This window comes from Allobosea lathyri (assembly GCF_900108245.1).
Classification (GTDB): Bacteria; Pseudomonadota; Alphaproteobacteria; order Rhizobiales; family Beijerinckiaceae; genus Allobosea; species Allobosea lathyri.
On record NZ_FNUY01000019.1, the window covers coordinates 37,410 to 53,022 of the forward strand.

Consider the following 15,613-nt stretch of genomic DNA (forward strand, 5'->3'; position numbering starts at 1 on the left):
ACGAAGGACCAACCCATGCTGACGGAAGACGAACGGCGCGAGGCAGCCGCCGCGATCCTGCGGGCCGAACGGGACCGCGTCCCCTGCCCTCAGCTTTCGCGCACTTATCCGCACATGGAGATCGAGGATGCCTACCGTGTACAGGACATCTGGGCCCAGGCACGCATCGACGCGGGCGCACGGGTCGCCGGTCACAAGATCGGCCTGACCTCGCGTGCCATGCAGATGGCGTCGAAGATCAACGAACCCGACTATGGGCGCATTCTCGACGACGCCTTGTACAATGACGGCGCGCAGATCCGCGCCGACCTGTTCATCAAGCCTCGGCTGGAAGTCGAACTGGCCTTCGTGATGAGCGAGGATCTGCAGGGTCCCAACTGTCGAATCTACGACGTCCTACGCGCCACCGAATTCGTCGTGCCGGCGCTGGAAATCATCGACTACCGGACCGAGGTACCGCGCGCGATCGTCGATACCATCGCGGACAACGCTGCGTTCGGGGCGATCGTCGTGGGCGGGAGGCCGATCCGCCCCATGGACGTCGACATCCGCTGGATCGGCGCGACGTTGGCGCTCAACGGCATCATCGAGGAATCCGGAGTTTCTGCGGCGATCATGGGCCATCCCGCTGCTGGCGTCGCCTGGCTCGTCAACAAGCTGCACGCCGTCGGCACCAAGCTCGAAAAGGGGCAGATCGTGTTGGGCGGATCGTTCACGCGGCCGGTGGACATCAAGCGCGGCGACGTGGTCACCGCGGATTACGGTCCGATCGGCGCGATCTCGGTTTCCTTCGTATGAGCGCGGCCATGGAGCTGCCCCGCAATCGCTTCAAGCAAGGGTTGCTCGCCGGCCGCCAGCAAATCGGCCTCTGGTGTTCGTTACCAGGCTCGTATGCGGCTGAAGCCGTCGCGGGCGCCGGATATGACTGGTTGCTGTTCGACACCGAGCATTCGCCCGGCGACCCCTTGACTGTCCTCCCTCAGCTACAGGCCGTCGAGCCCTATCAGGTGGCGGCCGTGGTCAGGCCGGCGTCGAACGACGTCGTTCTCGTCAAGCGCTTCCTCGATCTGGGAGCACAGACCCTTCTCATTCCATACGTCCAGGATGCGGACGAGGCAGCCGCGGCCGTCGCGGCCACTCGGTATCCGCCGGCGGGTTTGCGCGGTGTGTCCGGCCTCACGCGCGCAACACGGTTCGGGCGAATTCCCGGCTACGCCAAGCGCGCCGCCGAGGAACTTTGCGTAGTCGTCCAGATCGAGACAGTCGAGGCCTTACAACAGCTTGAGCGCATCGCTAGCGTCGACGGCGTCGATGGGATTTTCATCGGCCCTGCCGACCTCGCCGCCAGTCTTGGACATGCCGGAGAACCCGGTCATCCATCGGTGGAGGCCGAGGTTCTCGCCGCCATCGGTCGAATCCGCTCAGCGGGGAAGCCTGCCGGCATCCTGACGCCGGATGAGGCGTTCGCGCGCCGTTGCATCTCGGCGGGGTCGTCGTTCACCGCCGTCGCAATCGATGCCGGCATCCTTGCGCGCGGAACCGAAGCCGTCGCTGGCCGATTCAGATAGCGGCGACGCCCGACCGCTGGCGTGCCGCCTTGAGCGTGTTTTGCAACAGGTAGGCGATGGTCATCGGACCGACGCCGCCGGGGACCGGCGTTATGGCTCCCGCCCGATCGCGGACCTCGTCGAAGGCGACGTCCCCGATCACACGGTGGCCATTGTTTGCCGCGATGCGATGGATGCCCACGTCGATGACGAGCGCGCCGCGCTTGATCCAGTCGCCGCGAACCATTTCCGGTTGCCCTGTCGCTGCGATGACGATGTCCGCGGCGCGGCAGAGTTCAGCGACGTCGCGAGTGCGGGAATGGGCGATCGTGACCGTGCAGTTCTCGCCCAGCAGCAACTGACCCAAGGGTTTCCCGACGATGTTTGACCGCCCGATCACAAGGGCATGCGCACCGGTCAGGTCCGCTTCGACGCATTTCAGCAGATGGATGCAACCGAGCGGAGTGCAGGGCGTCAGGGCGCGCGCATCCCCCGTCGCTAGGCGGCCGGCGTTGATCGGATGGAAGCCGTCGACATCCTTGGCAGGATCAACCGCCGACAGGAGCGCAGCCGCGTCGATGTGAGGCGGAAGTGGAAGCTGTACCAGGATTCCGTCCACGGCGAAGTCGTGGTTGAGAGTCTCGACCAATCGCATCAGTTGGTCTTGCGACACATCTTCTGGAAGTCGATGCTCGAACGACCGCATCCCGGCTTCGACGGTTTGCCGAGCCTTCGCGCGGACGTAGACGGCGCTGGCGGGATCGTTTCCGACGAGCACGACGGCAAGGCCGGGCGTTCGGCCAGTCTTGCCGAAAGCCTCGACTTTCTCCTTAAGCTCAGCCAGCAACCCCGCGGCTGTAGTTTTGCCATCGATGATACGAGCTGCCATGGCCTAATCCCGGAAAACGACGGTCTTGGAACCGTTGCGCAATACCCGACCGTCGAGATGCCAGGCTATCGCCCGGGAAAGCACGCGCCGTTCAATGTCGCGCCCCTTGCGAACGAGATCGTCTGGCGTGTCGACGTGCGATATCCGCTCGACGTCTTGCTCGATGATCGGACCCTCATCCAGATCGGAGGTGACGTAGTGCGCTGTCGCCCCGATCAGTTTGACGCCGCGCTCAAACGCCTGATGATACGGCTTGGCTCCCTTGAACCCCGGCAGGAACGAGTGGTGGATATTGATGCAGCGATCCGCGAGCTTCGTTGCCAAATCGTCCGAAAGGACCTGCATGTACCGCGCCAGGATCACAAGGTCGGCACCCCGGTCCTGGACGACCCGCCAGACCGCCGCTTCCTGTTCCGGCTTCGTCTCTTTGGTGATCGGCAAGTAGTCGAACGGGATGTCCCCGAACTCGTGGGCCGCATAGGTCTCGCGCGGATAATTCGCGATGATGCCGACGATCTCCATGTCGAGTTCGCCCATCCTCCAGCGATACAGGATGTCCGTCAGACAGTGATCGAATCGGGAGACCATGATGACGACGCGCTGCTTGTCGCGGCGTGGGCGCATCGTCCAATCCATGCCGAACGTCGTGGCGACCTCGGCGAAGCTGCCGCGAAGTTTTTCCGGCGATGCCGCATCCGACATGAGACCGAAGCGGACGCGCATGAAGAAGCGCCCCGTCTCCTCGTCGTCGAACTGTTGGGCGTCCTGAATGTTCGCGTCGTGCAGGAACAGGTGGGTGGCGACCCGCGCCACGATGCCTGGGCGGTTCCGGCACGAAAGGGTCAGGATATGTGTATCGGTCATGGCCATTCGGTCCCCCGGCATCTCATTTGCGCCCGCGGCGTGAGCCGGGTCGGCCAAGCACAATAAATCGATTTTTGAGACGATTTTGTTCACACGATCAACATTCAGACGGGCTCACCATAGAGGGCTGGTGAGCTATTTCAGGAGCAATTCGCAGGCAATCGCCTCAGGACACCCGAGTCATTTGGCGCTTCCGTTCTGTATAATAATCGATTATAAGTCAATACCATTCCAGCAAGGAACGGGTCGCTGGCGACGTCGGCTCGGCTGTCGCCCCTGCATCGGGTTTGCTAAACGAAGATGTTCGGCGGTGAGATTGTCGTCTCGCCAAATGGCTAGGCGGACAGCGATATTGGAAATGGTGCGTCGGCTCCGTCGAGCCAACCAATCGGAGGACGACGTGGCGAAAGACGATCGCACCAAGGCTTCACCTTCCCCCTCGATCAACGGGCGACCTTCCACCGCCTCGGCGACGTCCCCCCAAGGAGGGACTGAGGAGAAAGAAAAGCACACGATTTCGACGCGCCTTGTCTCGCGGATGCGGGAAGCGATCTTGCGAGGCGAGCTTGCACCGGGCTCTAAGATCAACCTGGACAAGGCTCGCAAAACATTCGACGTGAGCCTGAGCCCGATGCGGGAAGCCCTTGCCCGACTGACGTCGGTGGGCCTCGTCGAACTTCACGACAATCGCGGTTACACGGTCGCACCCGTTTCGTTGTCGAACTTGCGGGAGATCACGCAGCTCCGTGCCGAGTTCGAATGCCTCGCCCTCGACATCGCCATGCAATACGGCGACCTCGCGTGGGAAAGCGCGATCACCAGGGCCTTGCACAGACTGAATCGCATCCATCGAGAGGCGTCAGATACGGCGAGCCTCGAAGCCTGGGAGGATGCCCACAGGGACTTCCATCTCACCCTGATCCAGGGGTGCGACATGCCCATCCTGCTCAATTTCTGCACGACGCTGCACAATCTGAACGATCGCTACAGACGGATTTTCCTCACCCGCACTGGAGGCGACGCCAACGTCGAGCAGGAACACAATCAGATCGCCCAAGGCGCCGTTGCCCGCGATCGTGACTATGCGCGCGACAAGCTGCGCGAGCACATCCTAAGAACCGGACGCAATCTGCAAAATGCGTTGTCCGACGAACGCGCAGGGGCAATCCTCGCTCCTGGCCAACCCAAGCGCAGGCGGTCGGCCGGAGCTAGGTCAGACGCTTAGGTAGCGCCCCTTGAGAGAGGGCTCGGACAGGAAAGCCTGCGACGGCCCCGACCACACAGTACGCCCCTTCTCGATGATGTGATGCCGGTCCCCGACTTCCATCATCTGCCGCAGGTTGCGGTCGATGACGAGGATTGAAAGACCTTCGGACTTCAGCTGGCGCAACGCGCTCCAGATGACGTCGCGCACGATCGGGGCCAATCCTTCGGTCGCCTCGTCGAGGATCAGCAAATCCGGATTGATCATGAGTGCGCGGCCGACGGCGAGCATCTGCTGCTCACCACCGGAAAGCTGCGAGCCCCAGTTGCCGAGCCGCTCTCCCAGGCGGGGAAACAGCGCGAGCACGCGCTCTAGCGTCCAGGGATCGGGCCTGCCGGAACGATTGGCCGCCGCGGCCACGAGGTTCTCCCGAACGGTCAGGTTGGGAAAGATGCGGCGGCCCTCGGGAACGAGCCCGATGCCCATCCGCCCCAGGAGGTGTGAGGGCGTCGACCGGATGGACCGCCCCTTGAAGATGATATCCCCGCCCAAGGTCGGAAGCTGGCCGGTGACCGCTCGCACGGTCGTCGTCTTGCCCATGCCGTTGCGGCCGAGCAGTCCCACCATCTCCCCTGGGCCTACCGTCAGGGAGACGTCGAACAGGATCCGGGACTGTCCGTAGGAAGCCTGCACCGCTTCCAGCCGAAGCAAACTTTCCATCATGCGACGTCTTCCTGTTCATGCCCCAGATAGGCTTCCCGCACGCTGGCGTTCGATCTGATTTCCTGGGGTGTGCCGGAGGCTACGAGGCGTCCCCCGACGAGGACGCTCACGGTGTCGGCCAGGTTGAAGACGGCGTCCATGTCGTGTTCCACGAGGACGATCGTGTACTCGGCCCGCAGGGAGCCGAGGAGTTCAATCATGCGCTCGGCCTCCGCTGGTCCCATGCCCGCCATGGGCTCGTCGAGCAGCAGGACGCGCGGCTGCATCGCCAAGGCGATCGCCAGCTCCAGCTGCCTGCGCTGGCCATGCGACAGCACCCCGGCGGGCACATCTCCGAAATCGGCAAGACCGGTTCGCTCCAGCACGGATCGCGTGGTGTCCGCCAGTGCCCGCACGCCTCGCGGCGCCTGCCAAAAGCGAAAACCATGTCCTTCCCTGATTTGAGCCGCGACGACGACGTTGTCGAAGACCGAGTAGTCGTCACAGACGCTCGTGATCTGGAAGGACCTCAGGATACCCAATCGGGCCCTCCCACCCAGGTCGGCCGAAGTGACGTCGCGTCCCTCGAAGTGGATCCGCCCCGCAGTCGGCCTCAACTCGCCGGAAAGTTGCGACAGCAAGGTCGTCTTGCCGGCTCCGTTGGGCCCAATCAAAGCATGGCAGGTGAGCTCCCGTATCGCCAGCGTCACGTCGTCGGTTGCGGTGAGGCCGCCGAACCTCTTGATCAGTCCCGTTGCCTCGAGGATGGTCGTCGTCATGTGCTGCCACCCCGCCCCAGCACCAATCCGAAGAGCCCGCGTCGCGCAAGCAGCACAAAAACGATGAGCATCGGGCCAAACACGATCTGCCAATGCTGCGTCCACTCGCTCAGGGAGAATTCCAGCATCAGATAGGTCCCCGCCCCCACGACGGAGCCGAACAGCGTCCCCAGCCCCCCGAAGATGGCCATGATCAGGATGCTGCCCGAGCGGGTCCATGACAGGTCGGCAGGACTGACCAGCAGCTCGGCGTTAGCCAGCAGCACGCCTGCGACGCCCGCGATCACGCCCGATATCACGAAGAGAAGCAGCTTGTAGAGGTAGGTTCTGACGCCGAGCGCCCTCACCCGCCTTTCGTTTTGCCTGCAGGCCTGCACGATCATACCGAAGCGCGAGTTGACCAGACGCCAGCATAGAAGGAGGCACAGCGCTAACAGACCGAGCGCGAGGTAATACAGCGTTGGCCGGTTTCCGAGGTCGATGAACGGCAGGGTCGAGCGTTGCGAGATCTGCAGGCCGTCCTCGCCCCCGTATATGCTGGGGGTGCTGGCAAGATAAAACAGCATCTGAGCGAAGGCGAGCGTGCTCATGATGAAATAGAGACCGCTCGTCCTGAGCGCGATGGCCCCGATCGCCAGTGCCATCGCCGCCGCGCTCGCGATCGCCAGCGGCCAGGCGACCAGCGCGTCGTGCGTGCCTGCCAGTACGATCGGCCCCAACGCCAAGGGCTCGCCGTGGTCGAGGTGCCAGCCGAGGATCGCGACGGCATAGGCGCCCGTGCCGACGAATGCGGCATGGCCGAAGCTGACCAGGCCGCCGAATCCCGCGACAAGATCGAGGCTCAGGACCATGAGCGCGAAAATGACGATCCGCAGGAACAGCCGCAGAAGGAATGGGTCGTCGAGCCAGGCCGACAGGGTCGGCACGAGCGCGAGCGCGATCATGCACAGGCCCACGACCGACGCAGTCACACGTTGCCGCGACTTGGAGAGCGACCACAGGATCGTGACCCGATTTCCGTTGTCGCGAGCCTCGACCTGCGGCGGAGCCGACGCCGCGAAAAGGCCTTGTGGCCTGACGAACAGAACCCCGGCCATGAAGATGTAGATTGCGATCGTGGCGATGGCGGACGGCAGGAAAAGGCGGCCGAGCGTGTCGATGAGGCCGATGACGATCGCGGCGTAGAAGGCGCCCTTGAGAGAGCCGATTCCGCCGACCACGATCACGACGAGCGCCATGATGAGGATGTTCTCCCCCATCCCGACGTTGACGGAGTAGAGCGGCCCCGACATCAGGCCAGCCAGGGCGGCCAGGGCCGCCCCGAAAGCGAAGACGAGAGAGTAAAGCCACGTGATGTTCACGCCAAGAACGGCGATCATCCCGCGATCCGAGGCGCCGGCCCTGATGAGCATTCCTAGGCGCGTCCGCATCACGACGAACGACATTCCCGCTGCCACGACGAGCCCCACGCCGATCACGGTCAAGCGGAAGAGCGGGTATTGGAGCCCAGGCAGCAGCGTCACGCTCCCGTTGAGCAGTGGCGGGATCGGAGACGCGAGCGGTTGGGGACCAAAGATCAGCCGCATGGACTCGTTGAATAGGTAGATGAGTCCGAAGGTCACCAGCACCTGATCGAGATGGCTACGCGCATAGAGCCGCCTGGCACAGACGTACTCGACGGCCAAGCCTGCAACGGCGGCGCAAACGCAAGCCCCCACCGCGGCGACGACGAACGATCCCGTCCATAGCTGGAGCGATACGGCCGTGAAGGCCCCGATCATGTAGAACGAGCCATGCGCCAAATTGACGAAATTCATGATGCCGAGGACCAGGGTCAGGCCCGACGCGATCAGGAACAGCATCACGCCGGACTGGAGCCCGTTGAGCATCTGTTCGATAAGGAGTGGCAGTGTCATCGATGACGTTTCCTCAGCGTCCCGGGCCGTCGCAGTGACAGCGCCGTGGGCTCCGGCCAGGTGGCGCCAGCATGCGCGCTCAGTTCAGCGGAAGCCCCGTGTAGTTTTCCGCGAAGGACACAGCCGCATTCCGGTTTTCCACGATGTGCCTGAGAGCCGCGAGGTTAAGCGCTTGCTCGAAAGGATTGTCAGACACATGAAGGGCATGGGTTATCCATGCCGAGAAGCGCTGCACCTGCCAGACGCGACGCAGGCATCTATCGGAATAGCCGTCGATGCCCGATTGGTCGCCATTCCCGAAATACCGCTTCAGCGCGTCGCCCAGTACCGCGACGTCCGCAGCGGCCAGATTGAGCCCCTTTGCTCCGGTCGGCGGCACGATATGGGCGGCGTCACCTGCGAGGAACAAGCTTCCATGCCGCATCGGCGCGGCGACGAAACTACGCAGATGGATGGTCGAACGCTGGGTGATGGCTCCCTCGCGCAGAGGCACGGGTTCGCCGTCGCGCAACCTAAGATCGAGCTCCGACCAGACCTGGTCGTCCGACCAAGCTTCCGCATCAACATTCATCGGCACCTGAGCGTAGATGCGACTGACGGTCGGGGAGCGCATCGACATCAGCGTGAAGCCGCGTTCGTGCGCCGCGTAGATCAGCTCGTGGCTAGGAGGAGGCGTTTCCACCATGAGAGCGAGCCACTTGTAGGGATAGTCCTGCTCCCAGATCCTCAGGTCCCCGGAAGGCAGGGCCTGCCTGCTTGGGCCATGGAAGCCGTCGGCACCGACGACGAAACGGCACGCGATGGTTTCGCGTGCACCATTCCGTTCGACCGTGACCGTGGGCGCATCCGAAGCTATGCCACTCAGCTCGACGACAGGGGTTTCAAAAAGAATCGGATCGCCGGCGCCTAGCCTTGCGGACACGAGATCGGCGACGAGCTTGTGCTGCGGATAGATCGTGATACCGCGGCCGACCAGTTCCAGGAGATCGAGGCGATGAGTTCGGCCCTCGAAGCGGAGAGCAGTACCCTCATGGACGATGCCCTCCTTGAGCGCCCCGTCTGCGACGCCGGCCTCGCGCAGGATGTCCACGGTCCCGGCCTCGATGACCCCAGCCCTTATCCGGTTCTCGATATAAGCCCGGCTCCGGCTTTCGACGACGATGCTCTCGATGCCAGCGCACTTCAGCAGCTGAGCAAGAAGCAACCCGGCGGGACCGGCGCCGATGATGGCGACTTGAGTCTTCATGTTTTGTCAGTTCCGCGAGCCCGGGTGCCAGCCTGGGCTCCGGAGGTTTCCATGTCGTTCCGTCGAGGGTCGCCGCCGCGGCCGCTATCGGCGCGGCTCAATCCTTGATCGGACATTTCTCGGCCAACTCGTCCTTGAGGTTGGGCAAGGTACTCCTCACCGCGTAGCTCAATCCCGTGCTCGATCGCTCGATCTTCGTGACGTAGAAGTTCTGGATGGGAAACTGGTTCGAGGCGAAGCTGAATGCCCCTCGCACGGACGGGAAGGGCGTCGTCTTCATCGCCGCCCGGAGGGCGTTCATCTCCGTCTTGCCGCCATTGCGTTTCAAGGCGGCATCGAGAAGGACGGGGAGATCGTAGGCCTGGGCCGCAAACGCGCTCGGCGTCCGACCATATGCCTCGCGGAAGGAGGTAACGAAGCGCTTGTTTTCAGGATTGTCGAGCTGTTCGGTCCACAGGCTGACAACGTTGGTGCCTGCAACCTCTGGCCCGACCTGCGTCAGCATGATGTGATCAAGCGCCAGATAGGATCCGACCACGCGGTCCATCGCGTAACCGACCTGGGTGAGTTGCTTTAGAAAGTTCACCCCGACCTGGCTTGGGTAGAAATAATAAAGCCCATCCACGTCCAGGGCTTTAAGGGAGGTGATCTCCGCGGCGAAGTCCTGCTGGGACGGCGGTGTGTAGATCTCCTTGACGACCGTGCCGGGAAAGGCTTGCTTGAAACCTGCCGCGAGGTCGCGCGCGCCGGGCGTGTTCCACCCCATCATGGCGACCTTCGAGAAGCCGAGTTCCTTCGCCGCCATGCCGGTGGCCCGGCCGATGGTCTGATTCTCGAAGCCCAGGACGAAGAAATTGGGACTGCACTTCTCTCCCGCGAAATCGGAAGGTCCGGAGTTGATGCTGACAAGGAGTCGCTTAGCATCGCTGACCGGCTTAGCGGCGGCCAGGAGCATATTCGTGATGATTGGACCCGTCACGAGATCGACGCGCTCCCGTTCGACAAGCCGTTCCGCAGCCTGCCGAGCGACGTCGGGCTTCTCCTGATCGTCCGCGACGATCACTTTGACGTCGCTGCCGGCGATCTTCCCGCCCAGATTCTTAATGCTGAGGTTGAAGGCGTCGATCATATCGCGAGCAACCGGCGCCTGAGAGCCGGTCACGCTCGTAACAAAACCGATCTTGAGCTCGGCGGCGGGCGCCAGCGCGGGCAATGACGCCGATGCCAGAGCGAGGAACAGGGTCCTGATCTTCAAAGCAACCTCCCTACCGTTATTTTGGGCGAAGCTAGCCACGCGCCCGAAATCCGTCAACAAAAATCGATGAAATTGCCGATACTTATTTTGCGGACCGCGCCAAAATGGCCAACATCACCATTTTATGGCTTGTTATCGCAAGAAATGGCGGCACTTGCCGCGAATGATCGAACGGTGTAGAACATAAAAAATCGATTATCATGCGCTGCCCCCCGCAGCGGAAACGATCCGGCGCCTCGTGCCGGTGTCGATGGCGAGATCTTCAGATGACCGACTCCTATCTTCAGCCCGCTCGAAGCTACGGCACGCTAGGCAGCCTGATCGAAGGCTTCTCGCTGGAAATGACGGCGCGAGATGCGGACGTGCTCGCCGAGGCCGTCGGCGACTTGCCCGCCGCCACGCGGATCGCTGTCACCTATCTGCCCGGCGAGGAGATGGCCGCGCGCGTGTCCGCCGCAGCATCGATCCGGAACTATGGCCACATACCCGTCCCGCACATCTCGGCCCGCCGGCTCACCAGCGTCCTGGAACTGGAGAGTTTCCTAGACCGGCTTTCCATCGAAGCGTCCATTGATCGCGCCTTCGTCGTCGGCGGCGATCTGCGCGCGCCCGCAGGTCCCTATCCCGATGCGAAGTCCGTGATCGCATCGGGCTTGCTGGCGAAGTACGGCTTGTCGAGAATTGGTGTCGCCGCGTACCCCGAGGGGCATCCGTCCATATCGGAGCACGATCTGAAGCTCGACTTGCACACGAAACTCGCGATGTTACGCGATCTCGGCCACGAAGGCGTCGTGAACACCCAATTCTCATTCGATGCGGGGGCCATCCTGCAGTGGCTCGAAGCGCTTCGAAACGACGGCGTGACGGCCACGGTTCGGGTGGGCATCCCCGGCCCGACGACGGTGAAATCGCTCTTGCGTTTCGCGGCGCGGTGCGGCGTCGGGGCATCCACTGCGGTGCTGCAGAAATACGGCATATCGCTGACAAAGCTGCTGTCGCCGGTTGGCCCGGATCGACTGCTTGCAGAACTCGGCGCACGGCTCGACGCTGAAAGGCACGGCGACGTGAGGTTGCATTTCTATCCATTCGGCGGGCTGGCTGGGACTGCACGCTGGGCAAAAACGCTCGTCCGCTGACGATACGCCGTGTCCGCCGGCTTTCGTCGAATCAAAGAAACATCGAATAAGAGGCAGGAAACGCAATGAACCAAGTCACGGGACAGCCGTCGCTCGAGGAATTTCTGAAGGGCATCCCCGATCTCGTCGATTACTTCTACAACGACACCACCGCACCCCACAGCAAGGACCGATCGGGCCTTACGCCAGTGCCGGCCGAGTTCGGCAACTGGGTCGATGAGCAGAAGGCATGGCGCGACGGCGCGGTCCTGTTCGACCAGTCGCATCACATGCCGGAGATGTTCCTCAAGGGACCGGACGCATTTCGAATGCTCAACGGCATCGGCATCAACAGCTTCGACAAGTTCGTACCGGGCAAGGCCAAGCAATTCGTCGCGTGCAATCATGACGGACACATGATTGGCGAGTGCGTCTTGTTCTATCTGGCCGAGAACAGCTTCGAGCTGGTCAGCGGCATGCACATGCAGAACTGGGTCGAGTATCACGCCACGACCGGCGGCTACGACGTGACCATCGAGCGCGACCTTCCCACCTCGGTCAACCCGCGCGGCCGCACCCAGTTTCGCTTCGGCCTGGATGGCCCTGCGTCGGACGAGATCTTCGCCGCCGTCATCGAGGGGCCCGCGCCGAACATCCCCTTCTTCAATTTCGCCCGGGTCAGGATCGCGGGTTGCGACGTTTTGGCGCTTCGGCACGGCATGGCCGGAGGCCGTGGCGTGGAGCTGGCGGGCCATATCGCGGACGGCCCCAAGGTTCGGGAGGCCTTGCTCAAGGCGGGCGCTACGCTCGGACTGCGGCCCGGCGGGACCTCCGCATATTTCAGTGGCAACACGGAAGGCGGCTGGATGCCCTATCCGTTGCCGGCCGTCTATACCGGCACCGAGCTCAAGGCCTACCGCGAGTGGCTGCCTGCGAGCTCGTGGGAAACCAGCTCTCAACTCGGGGGCAGTTTTCGCGCCCGGAGGATCGAGGACTACTACGTCACGCCATGGGACATGGGCTACGATCGGATCCTGAAGTTCGATCATGACTTCATCGGTGGCAAGGCGCTCCAGCGCGCGGCCGAAGGCCCGCGCCGGACGGCCGTGACCCTGGTCTGGAACGTGGACGACGTCGTCGACATCTTTCGGTCCCAGCTCGAAGACGAGATGCCTTACAAGCAGCTCCGCTTCCCAATGGCTTCCTACAGCTTCCAACAAAACGACGAGGTCCGCGACGCCAGCGGCGATCTGATCGGCCTTTCGAATTTTTGCGGATACAGCGCCAACGAGCGAAAGGTCATGTCGCTCGCGAACGTCGCTCGCGACAAGGCCACCCCGGGGTTGGACGTAACGGTGACCTGGGGCGAACCCGACGGCGGGTCGCGCAAGCGCCACGTCGAGCGGCATCGGCAAAAGGTCGTTCGCGCGCAAGTCGCGCCTTGGCCATACGCGATGGCGGCGCAGCGCCGTCCGACGTAAAGGGCGCGTCGCGATAAAATCCGGCGGCAGGCACTTGCTGGGACATCTTTGTTTCCCTCGACGCCTGCCGAGCGGCCCGCAGCATTCTTTGCCACGCCCCAAAAGCTGGTCGGCACAATGAACTGGGTGCCGAAAATGGGCCCAATGCCCTAGCCTTCACGCGCAGAACGTCCGTCGATTTCCGCCCTCCACAAACAATATAGTTTGACATCCAACTGTTTGAGATCATACTATCTTGAAATTAGAGGGCGCACCTCGGCCGATATCGGAGAGAGCGCGCTGGTTTATATGGAAAGCGCTGGATGCCCGAAGCGCCCCGCCCCCCGGCAGCGAATGTCCACGGGACCAAGATGTCCGAGGAGCATGACGAACGTTTCTTCCCAGCAGTCTTCAAGGAGGTAGTGGGCTTTCATTTGCGGATCGCACAGGAGGCCTCGTTCGAGGCGTTCGGTGTGATGGCAGGAAAGGCTAACCTGAAGCCAGGTTGGTACGCTTTGCTTACGATATTGAACGAGGCGGGATCCATGACGCCAAGTGAACTCAGTAAGCATTGTGGACGTGACCGCTCGACTTTGACCTCGACATTGAAAGCACTCTCCGCACGAGGGCTTATTCAACGGGAACGCAAATCCGATGATCAACGGAGCTACGAAGTCAGACTTACTGCCGTCGGCTTCGATATTCAACGTCGCCTGCATGCAATCGCCATAGAGCACGAACGCCGCCTCGATGAAATACTTGGACAGGACAAAGACATGCTGCTCACAATGCTGCGCAGGATCGCATCGCGCATCTAGAATGTCCGCCAAACAACACGCGATGGAAGTAGGAGTATTTCTAAGCATTACTGCGCAAAAACGCGATCAAGAAACTAGATAACAAGACAAAACGAGGGGGAGGTAAAATGACCAGAATTTCAAGGCAAACGCTTTACGGATTGGCTGGTGCAATAGCCTTGTTTCTGTGCCCGGCGACCTCGCCCGCACAGTCGCAGGAAAAACCGATCCAACTGAAGATTTCACTCTTTGTCCCGCCCGCACATCCGCTCGTCCCATCGGCCAAAGAATGGGCCGAAAGCCTTAAGAAGGCCTCCGGCGGGTCGATCACGACAACCATTTTCCCCGCCGAGCAACTCGGCAAGGCGTTCGATCAGTACGACATGGTGAGCAATGGTATCGCAGACGTGGCGCTCGTAAGCCCCGGGTATCAGCCGGGACGCTTTCCGATCATCAACGCTGCCCAGTTGCCCTTTATGGTAGCCAACGCGGATGGCGGCTCTGCCGCCGTCGATGAATGGTATCGCAAATATGCCTCCCGCGAGATGAGCGACACGCACTTCTGTATGGCATTCGTGCATGATCCCGGCACGTTGCACTCGCGCAAGAAAATTGTTCTGCCCGGCGATGTGCGTGGCCTCAAAGTGCGGCCGGCCCAGCAAGCCATCGGGGAACTGATCACGACGCTAGGTGGCACGAACATTCAGGCGTCGGCCCCGGAGTCGCGGGACGCCCTCGAGCGCGGTGTCGCAGACGCCATCACGTTTCCGTGGAATTCGATCTTCCTGTTCGGAATAGACAAGGTCGCCAAGTATAGTTTGGATGCTCCACTTTACACGACGTCCTATACTTGGTCCGTTAACAAGGCGGTTTATGATCGGGCGTCCGCCCCTCAGAAGAAGGTGATCGACGATCACTGCACGGCGGATTGGGCCGTCAGGATCTCGCATGCCTGGACGGTCTTCGAGGCAGAGGGGCGCCAGAAGATGCGCAAAGCTTCTGGTCACGAAATCACCGAACTGACTCCCGACCAGTTGAAGCAATGGCGCGATGCAGCGGCACCGCTCGCAATGAATTGGGCGAATGCAGTGCGCGCCAAGGGGCTCGATCCGGACGCGGTTCTGACCGAACTCAGGCAGAAGCTATCGGACCGCAAGGCCATCTACTGATCCGAGGATCCGGCTGGACATCCTTTTCGCCAGCGGCTCCTCCCCGCCCTTCGCCAGCGGAGCTTCCCGCATGGGTGAAAGAGCCTTCGCCGCACCTGTCCGGGAGCTTGCCCTATGGAGCACAACGCACTGCCGCCGCCGGCGGAGACGAGCCTTCCGCGCAAGAATGCGACGGATCGCTTCATTGAAAGCATAGAATGGATTGCCGCCGCCGCTGTAGGCATTGTTGCAGCCAATATCTTCATCTCGGTACTGCTGCGCTATTTTTTCAGCGTATCCATACCAGACAGCTATGATTTCGGCCGCATGCTTCTCGGCATCCTCATATTCTGGGGAATCGCCGCGACGAGTTATCGCGGCACGCACATCACCGTCGATCTGATCTGGGACTTCGCCGGTCCGCGCGGAAAGCGCCAGATCGACATCTTTGCCACCTTGGTTCTGCTTTTCGTCGTTTCGACGCAGACGATCATGCTCTTCGACAAGGTCGTCACGACAAAAGCCCAGAACATCCTGACCTATGATCTGCAGATACCGACATGGCCGTTCTTTGCAATCGCGTGGCTCGGGGATGTCTCGGCAGTGATCCTGATCGCCGTGCGTACGGCCCGCCTCATCGTCAACCCGATCCCGATCGACGAACCCCGTAACCTCGAAGCGACGGAGTAGC

At 62.0% G+C, this 15,613-nt stretch carries 15 protein-coding genes; 8 read left to right on the plus strand and 7 right to left on the minus strand.

Translation table 11 applies throughout. The features are described 5' to 3' along the window. Nucleotides 1-15: 15 nt before the first annotated feature. Together hpaH and C4S73_RS26525 are read left to right on the plus strand one after the other, a co-directional pair. On the plus strand, nt 16-798 hold the full coding sequence (hpaH, locus tag C4S73_RS26520; RefSeq protein ID WP_103875597.1) for a 2-oxo-hept-4-ene-1,7-dioate hydratase: 783 nt from the start codon (nt 16-18) through the stop codon (nt 796-798). A gap of 8 nt (nt 799-806) precedes the next feature. Continuing rightward, a complete protein-coding gene (locus tag C4S73_RS26525) occupies nt 807-1,568 on the plus strand; it encodes an aldolase/citrate lyase family protein (RefSeq protein WP_103875627.1) in 762 nt (253 codons plus the stop codon). Here C4S73_RS26525 and folD read toward each other — a convergent pair. Next, nucleotides 1,561-2,436 carry a bifunctional methylenetetrahydrofolate dehydrogenase/methenyltetrahydrofolate cyclohydrolase FolD gene (gene folD, locus C4S73_RS26530; protein WP_103875598.1) on the minus strand — a complete coding sequence of 292 codons (876 nt, stop codon included), beginning with the start codon at nt 2,434-2,436 and terminating at the stop codon, nt 1,561-1,563. The genes C4S73_RS26525 and folD overlap by 8 nt on opposite strands. Before the next feature lie 3 nt (nt 2,437-2,439). Beyond that, nucleotides 2,440-3,300 carry a formyltetrahydrofolate deformylase gene (purU, locus tag C4S73_RS26535; RefSeq protein WP_103875628.1) on the minus strand — a complete coding sequence of 287 codons (861 nt, stop codon included), beginning with the start codon at nt 3,298-3,300 and terminating at the stop codon, nt 2,440-2,442. A 400-nt stretch (nt 3,301-3,700) separates the two neighbouring features. Here purU and C4S73_RS26540 point away from each other — a divergent pair, with 400 nt between their 5' ends. Continuing rightward, on the plus strand, nt 3,701-4,525 hold the full coding sequence (locus C4S73_RS26540) for a GntR family transcriptional regulator (RefSeq protein ID WP_425290381.1): 825 nt from the start codon (nt 3,701-3,703) through the stop codon (nt 4,523-4,525). Here C4S73_RS26540 and C4S73_RS26545 read toward each other — a convergent pair. From C4S73_RS26545 to C4S73_RS26565, 5 genes are all read right to left on the minus strand, one after another. Beyond that, entirely contained in the window at nt 4,514-5,227 is a 714-nt protein-coding gene (locus C4S73_RS26545) for an ABC transporter ATP-binding protein (protein WP_103875599.1), read from the minus strand. The genes C4S73_RS26540 and C4S73_RS26545 overlap by 12 nt on opposite strands. Next, entirely contained in the window at nt 5,224-5,985 is a 762-nt protein-coding gene (locus C4S73_RS26550) for an ABC transporter ATP-binding protein (RefSeq protein ID WP_103875600.1), read from the minus strand. The genes C4S73_RS26545 and C4S73_RS26550 overlap by 4 nt, the downstream gene beginning before the upstream one ends. Beyond that, nucleotides 5,982-7,901 (minus strand): ABC transporter permease, encoded by a 1,920-nt coding sequence (locus C4S73_RS26555; RefSeq protein ID WP_103875601.1) that lies wholly within the window; start codon nt 7,899-7,901, stop codon nt 5,982-5,984. The genes C4S73_RS26550 and C4S73_RS26555 overlap by 4 nt, the downstream gene beginning before the upstream one ends. A gap of 79 nt (nt 7,902-7,980) precedes the next feature. Then, on the minus strand, nt 7,981-9,147 hold the full coding sequence (locus C4S73_RS26560; protein WP_103875602.1) for a 4-hydroxybenzoate 3-monooxygenase: 1,167 nt from the start codon (nt 9,145-9,147) through the stop codon (nt 7,981-7,983). A gap of 97 nt (nt 9,148-9,244) precedes the next feature. After that, the gene (locus C4S73_RS26565) at nt 9,245-10,402 is read right to left on the minus strand and encodes an ABC transporter substrate-binding protein (RefSeq protein ID WP_160115917.1); all 1,158 of its coding nucleotides are present in this window, start codon (nt 10,400-10,402) and stop codon (nt 9,245-9,247) included. A gap of 266 nt (nt 10,403-10,668) precedes the next feature. On the opposite strand from C4S73_RS26565, the gene C4S73_RS26570 reads away from it, so the two are divergent. The 5 genes from C4S73_RS26570 (at nt 10,669) to C4S73_RS26590 (ending at nt 15,612) form a co-directional block, all read left to right on the plus strand. Then, nucleotides 10,669-11,538 carry a methylenetetrahydrofolate reductase gene (locus tag C4S73_RS26570; RefSeq protein ID WP_103875604.1) on the plus strand — a complete coding sequence of 290 codons (870 nt, stop codon included), beginning with the start codon at nt 10,669-10,671 and terminating at the stop codon, nt 11,536-11,538. A 65-nt stretch (nt 11,539-11,603) separates the two neighbouring features. Continuing rightward, the gene (locus C4S73_RS26575) at nt 11,604-12,998 is read left to right on the plus strand and encodes an aminomethyltransferase family protein (RefSeq protein ID WP_103875605.1); all 1,395 of its coding nucleotides are present in this window, start codon (nt 11,604-11,606) and stop codon (nt 12,996-12,998) included. Between the two features lie 302 nt (nt 12,999-13,300). Beyond that, nucleotides 13,301-13,795 (plus strand): MarR family winged helix-turn-helix transcriptional regulator, encoded by a 495-nt coding sequence (locus C4S73_RS26580; protein ID WP_103875606.1) that lies wholly within the window; start codon nt 13,301-13,303, stop codon nt 13,793-13,795. A 107-nt stretch (nt 13,796-13,902) separates the two neighbouring features. Beyond that, entirely contained in the window at nt 13,903-14,943 is a 1,041-nt protein-coding gene (locus C4S73_RS26585; protein ID WP_103875607.1) for a TRAP transporter substrate-binding protein, read from the plus strand. Between the two features lie 114 nt (nt 14,944-15,057). Then, on the plus strand, nt 15,058-15,612 hold the full coding sequence (locus C4S73_RS26590) for a TRAP transporter small permease (protein WP_103875608.1): 555 nt from the start codon (nt 15,058-15,060) through the stop codon (nt 15,610-15,612). Nucleotide 15,613 lies beyond the last annotated feature (1 nt).

Bases quoted from the DNA above. Each gene is read 5' to 3' on its own strand.
- hpaH (WP_103875597.1), top strand. From the start codon at position 16: ATGCTGACGGAAGACGAACGGCGCGAGGCAGCCGCCGCGATCCTGCGG.
- C4S73_RS26525 (WP_103875627.1), top strand. From the start codon at position 807: ATGGAGCTGCCCCGCAATCGCTTCAAGCAAGGGTTGCTCGCCGGCCGC.
- folD (WP_103875598.1), bottom strand. From the start codon at position 2,436: ATGGCAGCTCGTATCATCGATGGCAAAACTACAGCCGCGGGGTTGCTG.
- purU (WP_103875628.1), bottom strand. From the start codon at position 3,300: ATGACCGATACACATATCCTGACCCTTTCGTGCCGGAACCGCCCAGGC.
- C4S73_RS26545 (WP_103875599.1), bottom strand. From the start codon at position 5,227: ATGATGGAAAGTTTGCTTCGGCTGGAAGCGGTGCAGGCTTCCTACGGA.
- C4S73_RS26550 (WP_103875600.1), bottom strand. From the start codon at position 5,985: ATGACGACGACCATCCTCGAGGCAACGGGACTGATCAAGAGGTTCGGC.
- C4S73_RS26555 (WP_103875601.1), bottom strand. From the start codon at position 7,901: ATGACACTGCCACTCCTTATCGAACAGATGCTCAACGGGCTCCAGTCC.
- C4S73_RS26560 (WP_103875602.1), bottom strand. From the start codon at position 9,147: ATGAAGACTCAAGTCGCCATCATCGGCGCCGGTCCCGCCGGGTTGCTT.
- C4S73_RS26570 (WP_103875604.1), top strand. From the start codon at position 10,669: ATGACCGACTCCTATCTTCAGCCCGCTCGAAGCTACGGCACGCTAGGC.
- C4S73_RS26575 (WP_103875605.1), top strand. From the start codon at position 11,604: ATGAACCAAGTCACGGGACAGCCGTCGCTCGAGGAATTTCTGAAGGGC.
- C4S73_RS26580 (WP_103875606.1), top strand. From the start codon at position 13,301: ATGCCCGAAGCGCCCCGCCCCCCGGCAGCGAATGTCCACGGGACCAAG.
- C4S73_RS26585 (WP_103875607.1), top strand. From the start codon at position 13,903: ATGACCAGAATTTCAAGGCAAACGCTTTACGGATTGGCTGGTGCAATA.
- C4S73_RS26590 (WP_103875608.1), top strand. From the start codon at position 15,058: ATGGAGCACAACGCACTGCCGCCGCCGGCGGAGACGAGCCTTCCGCGC.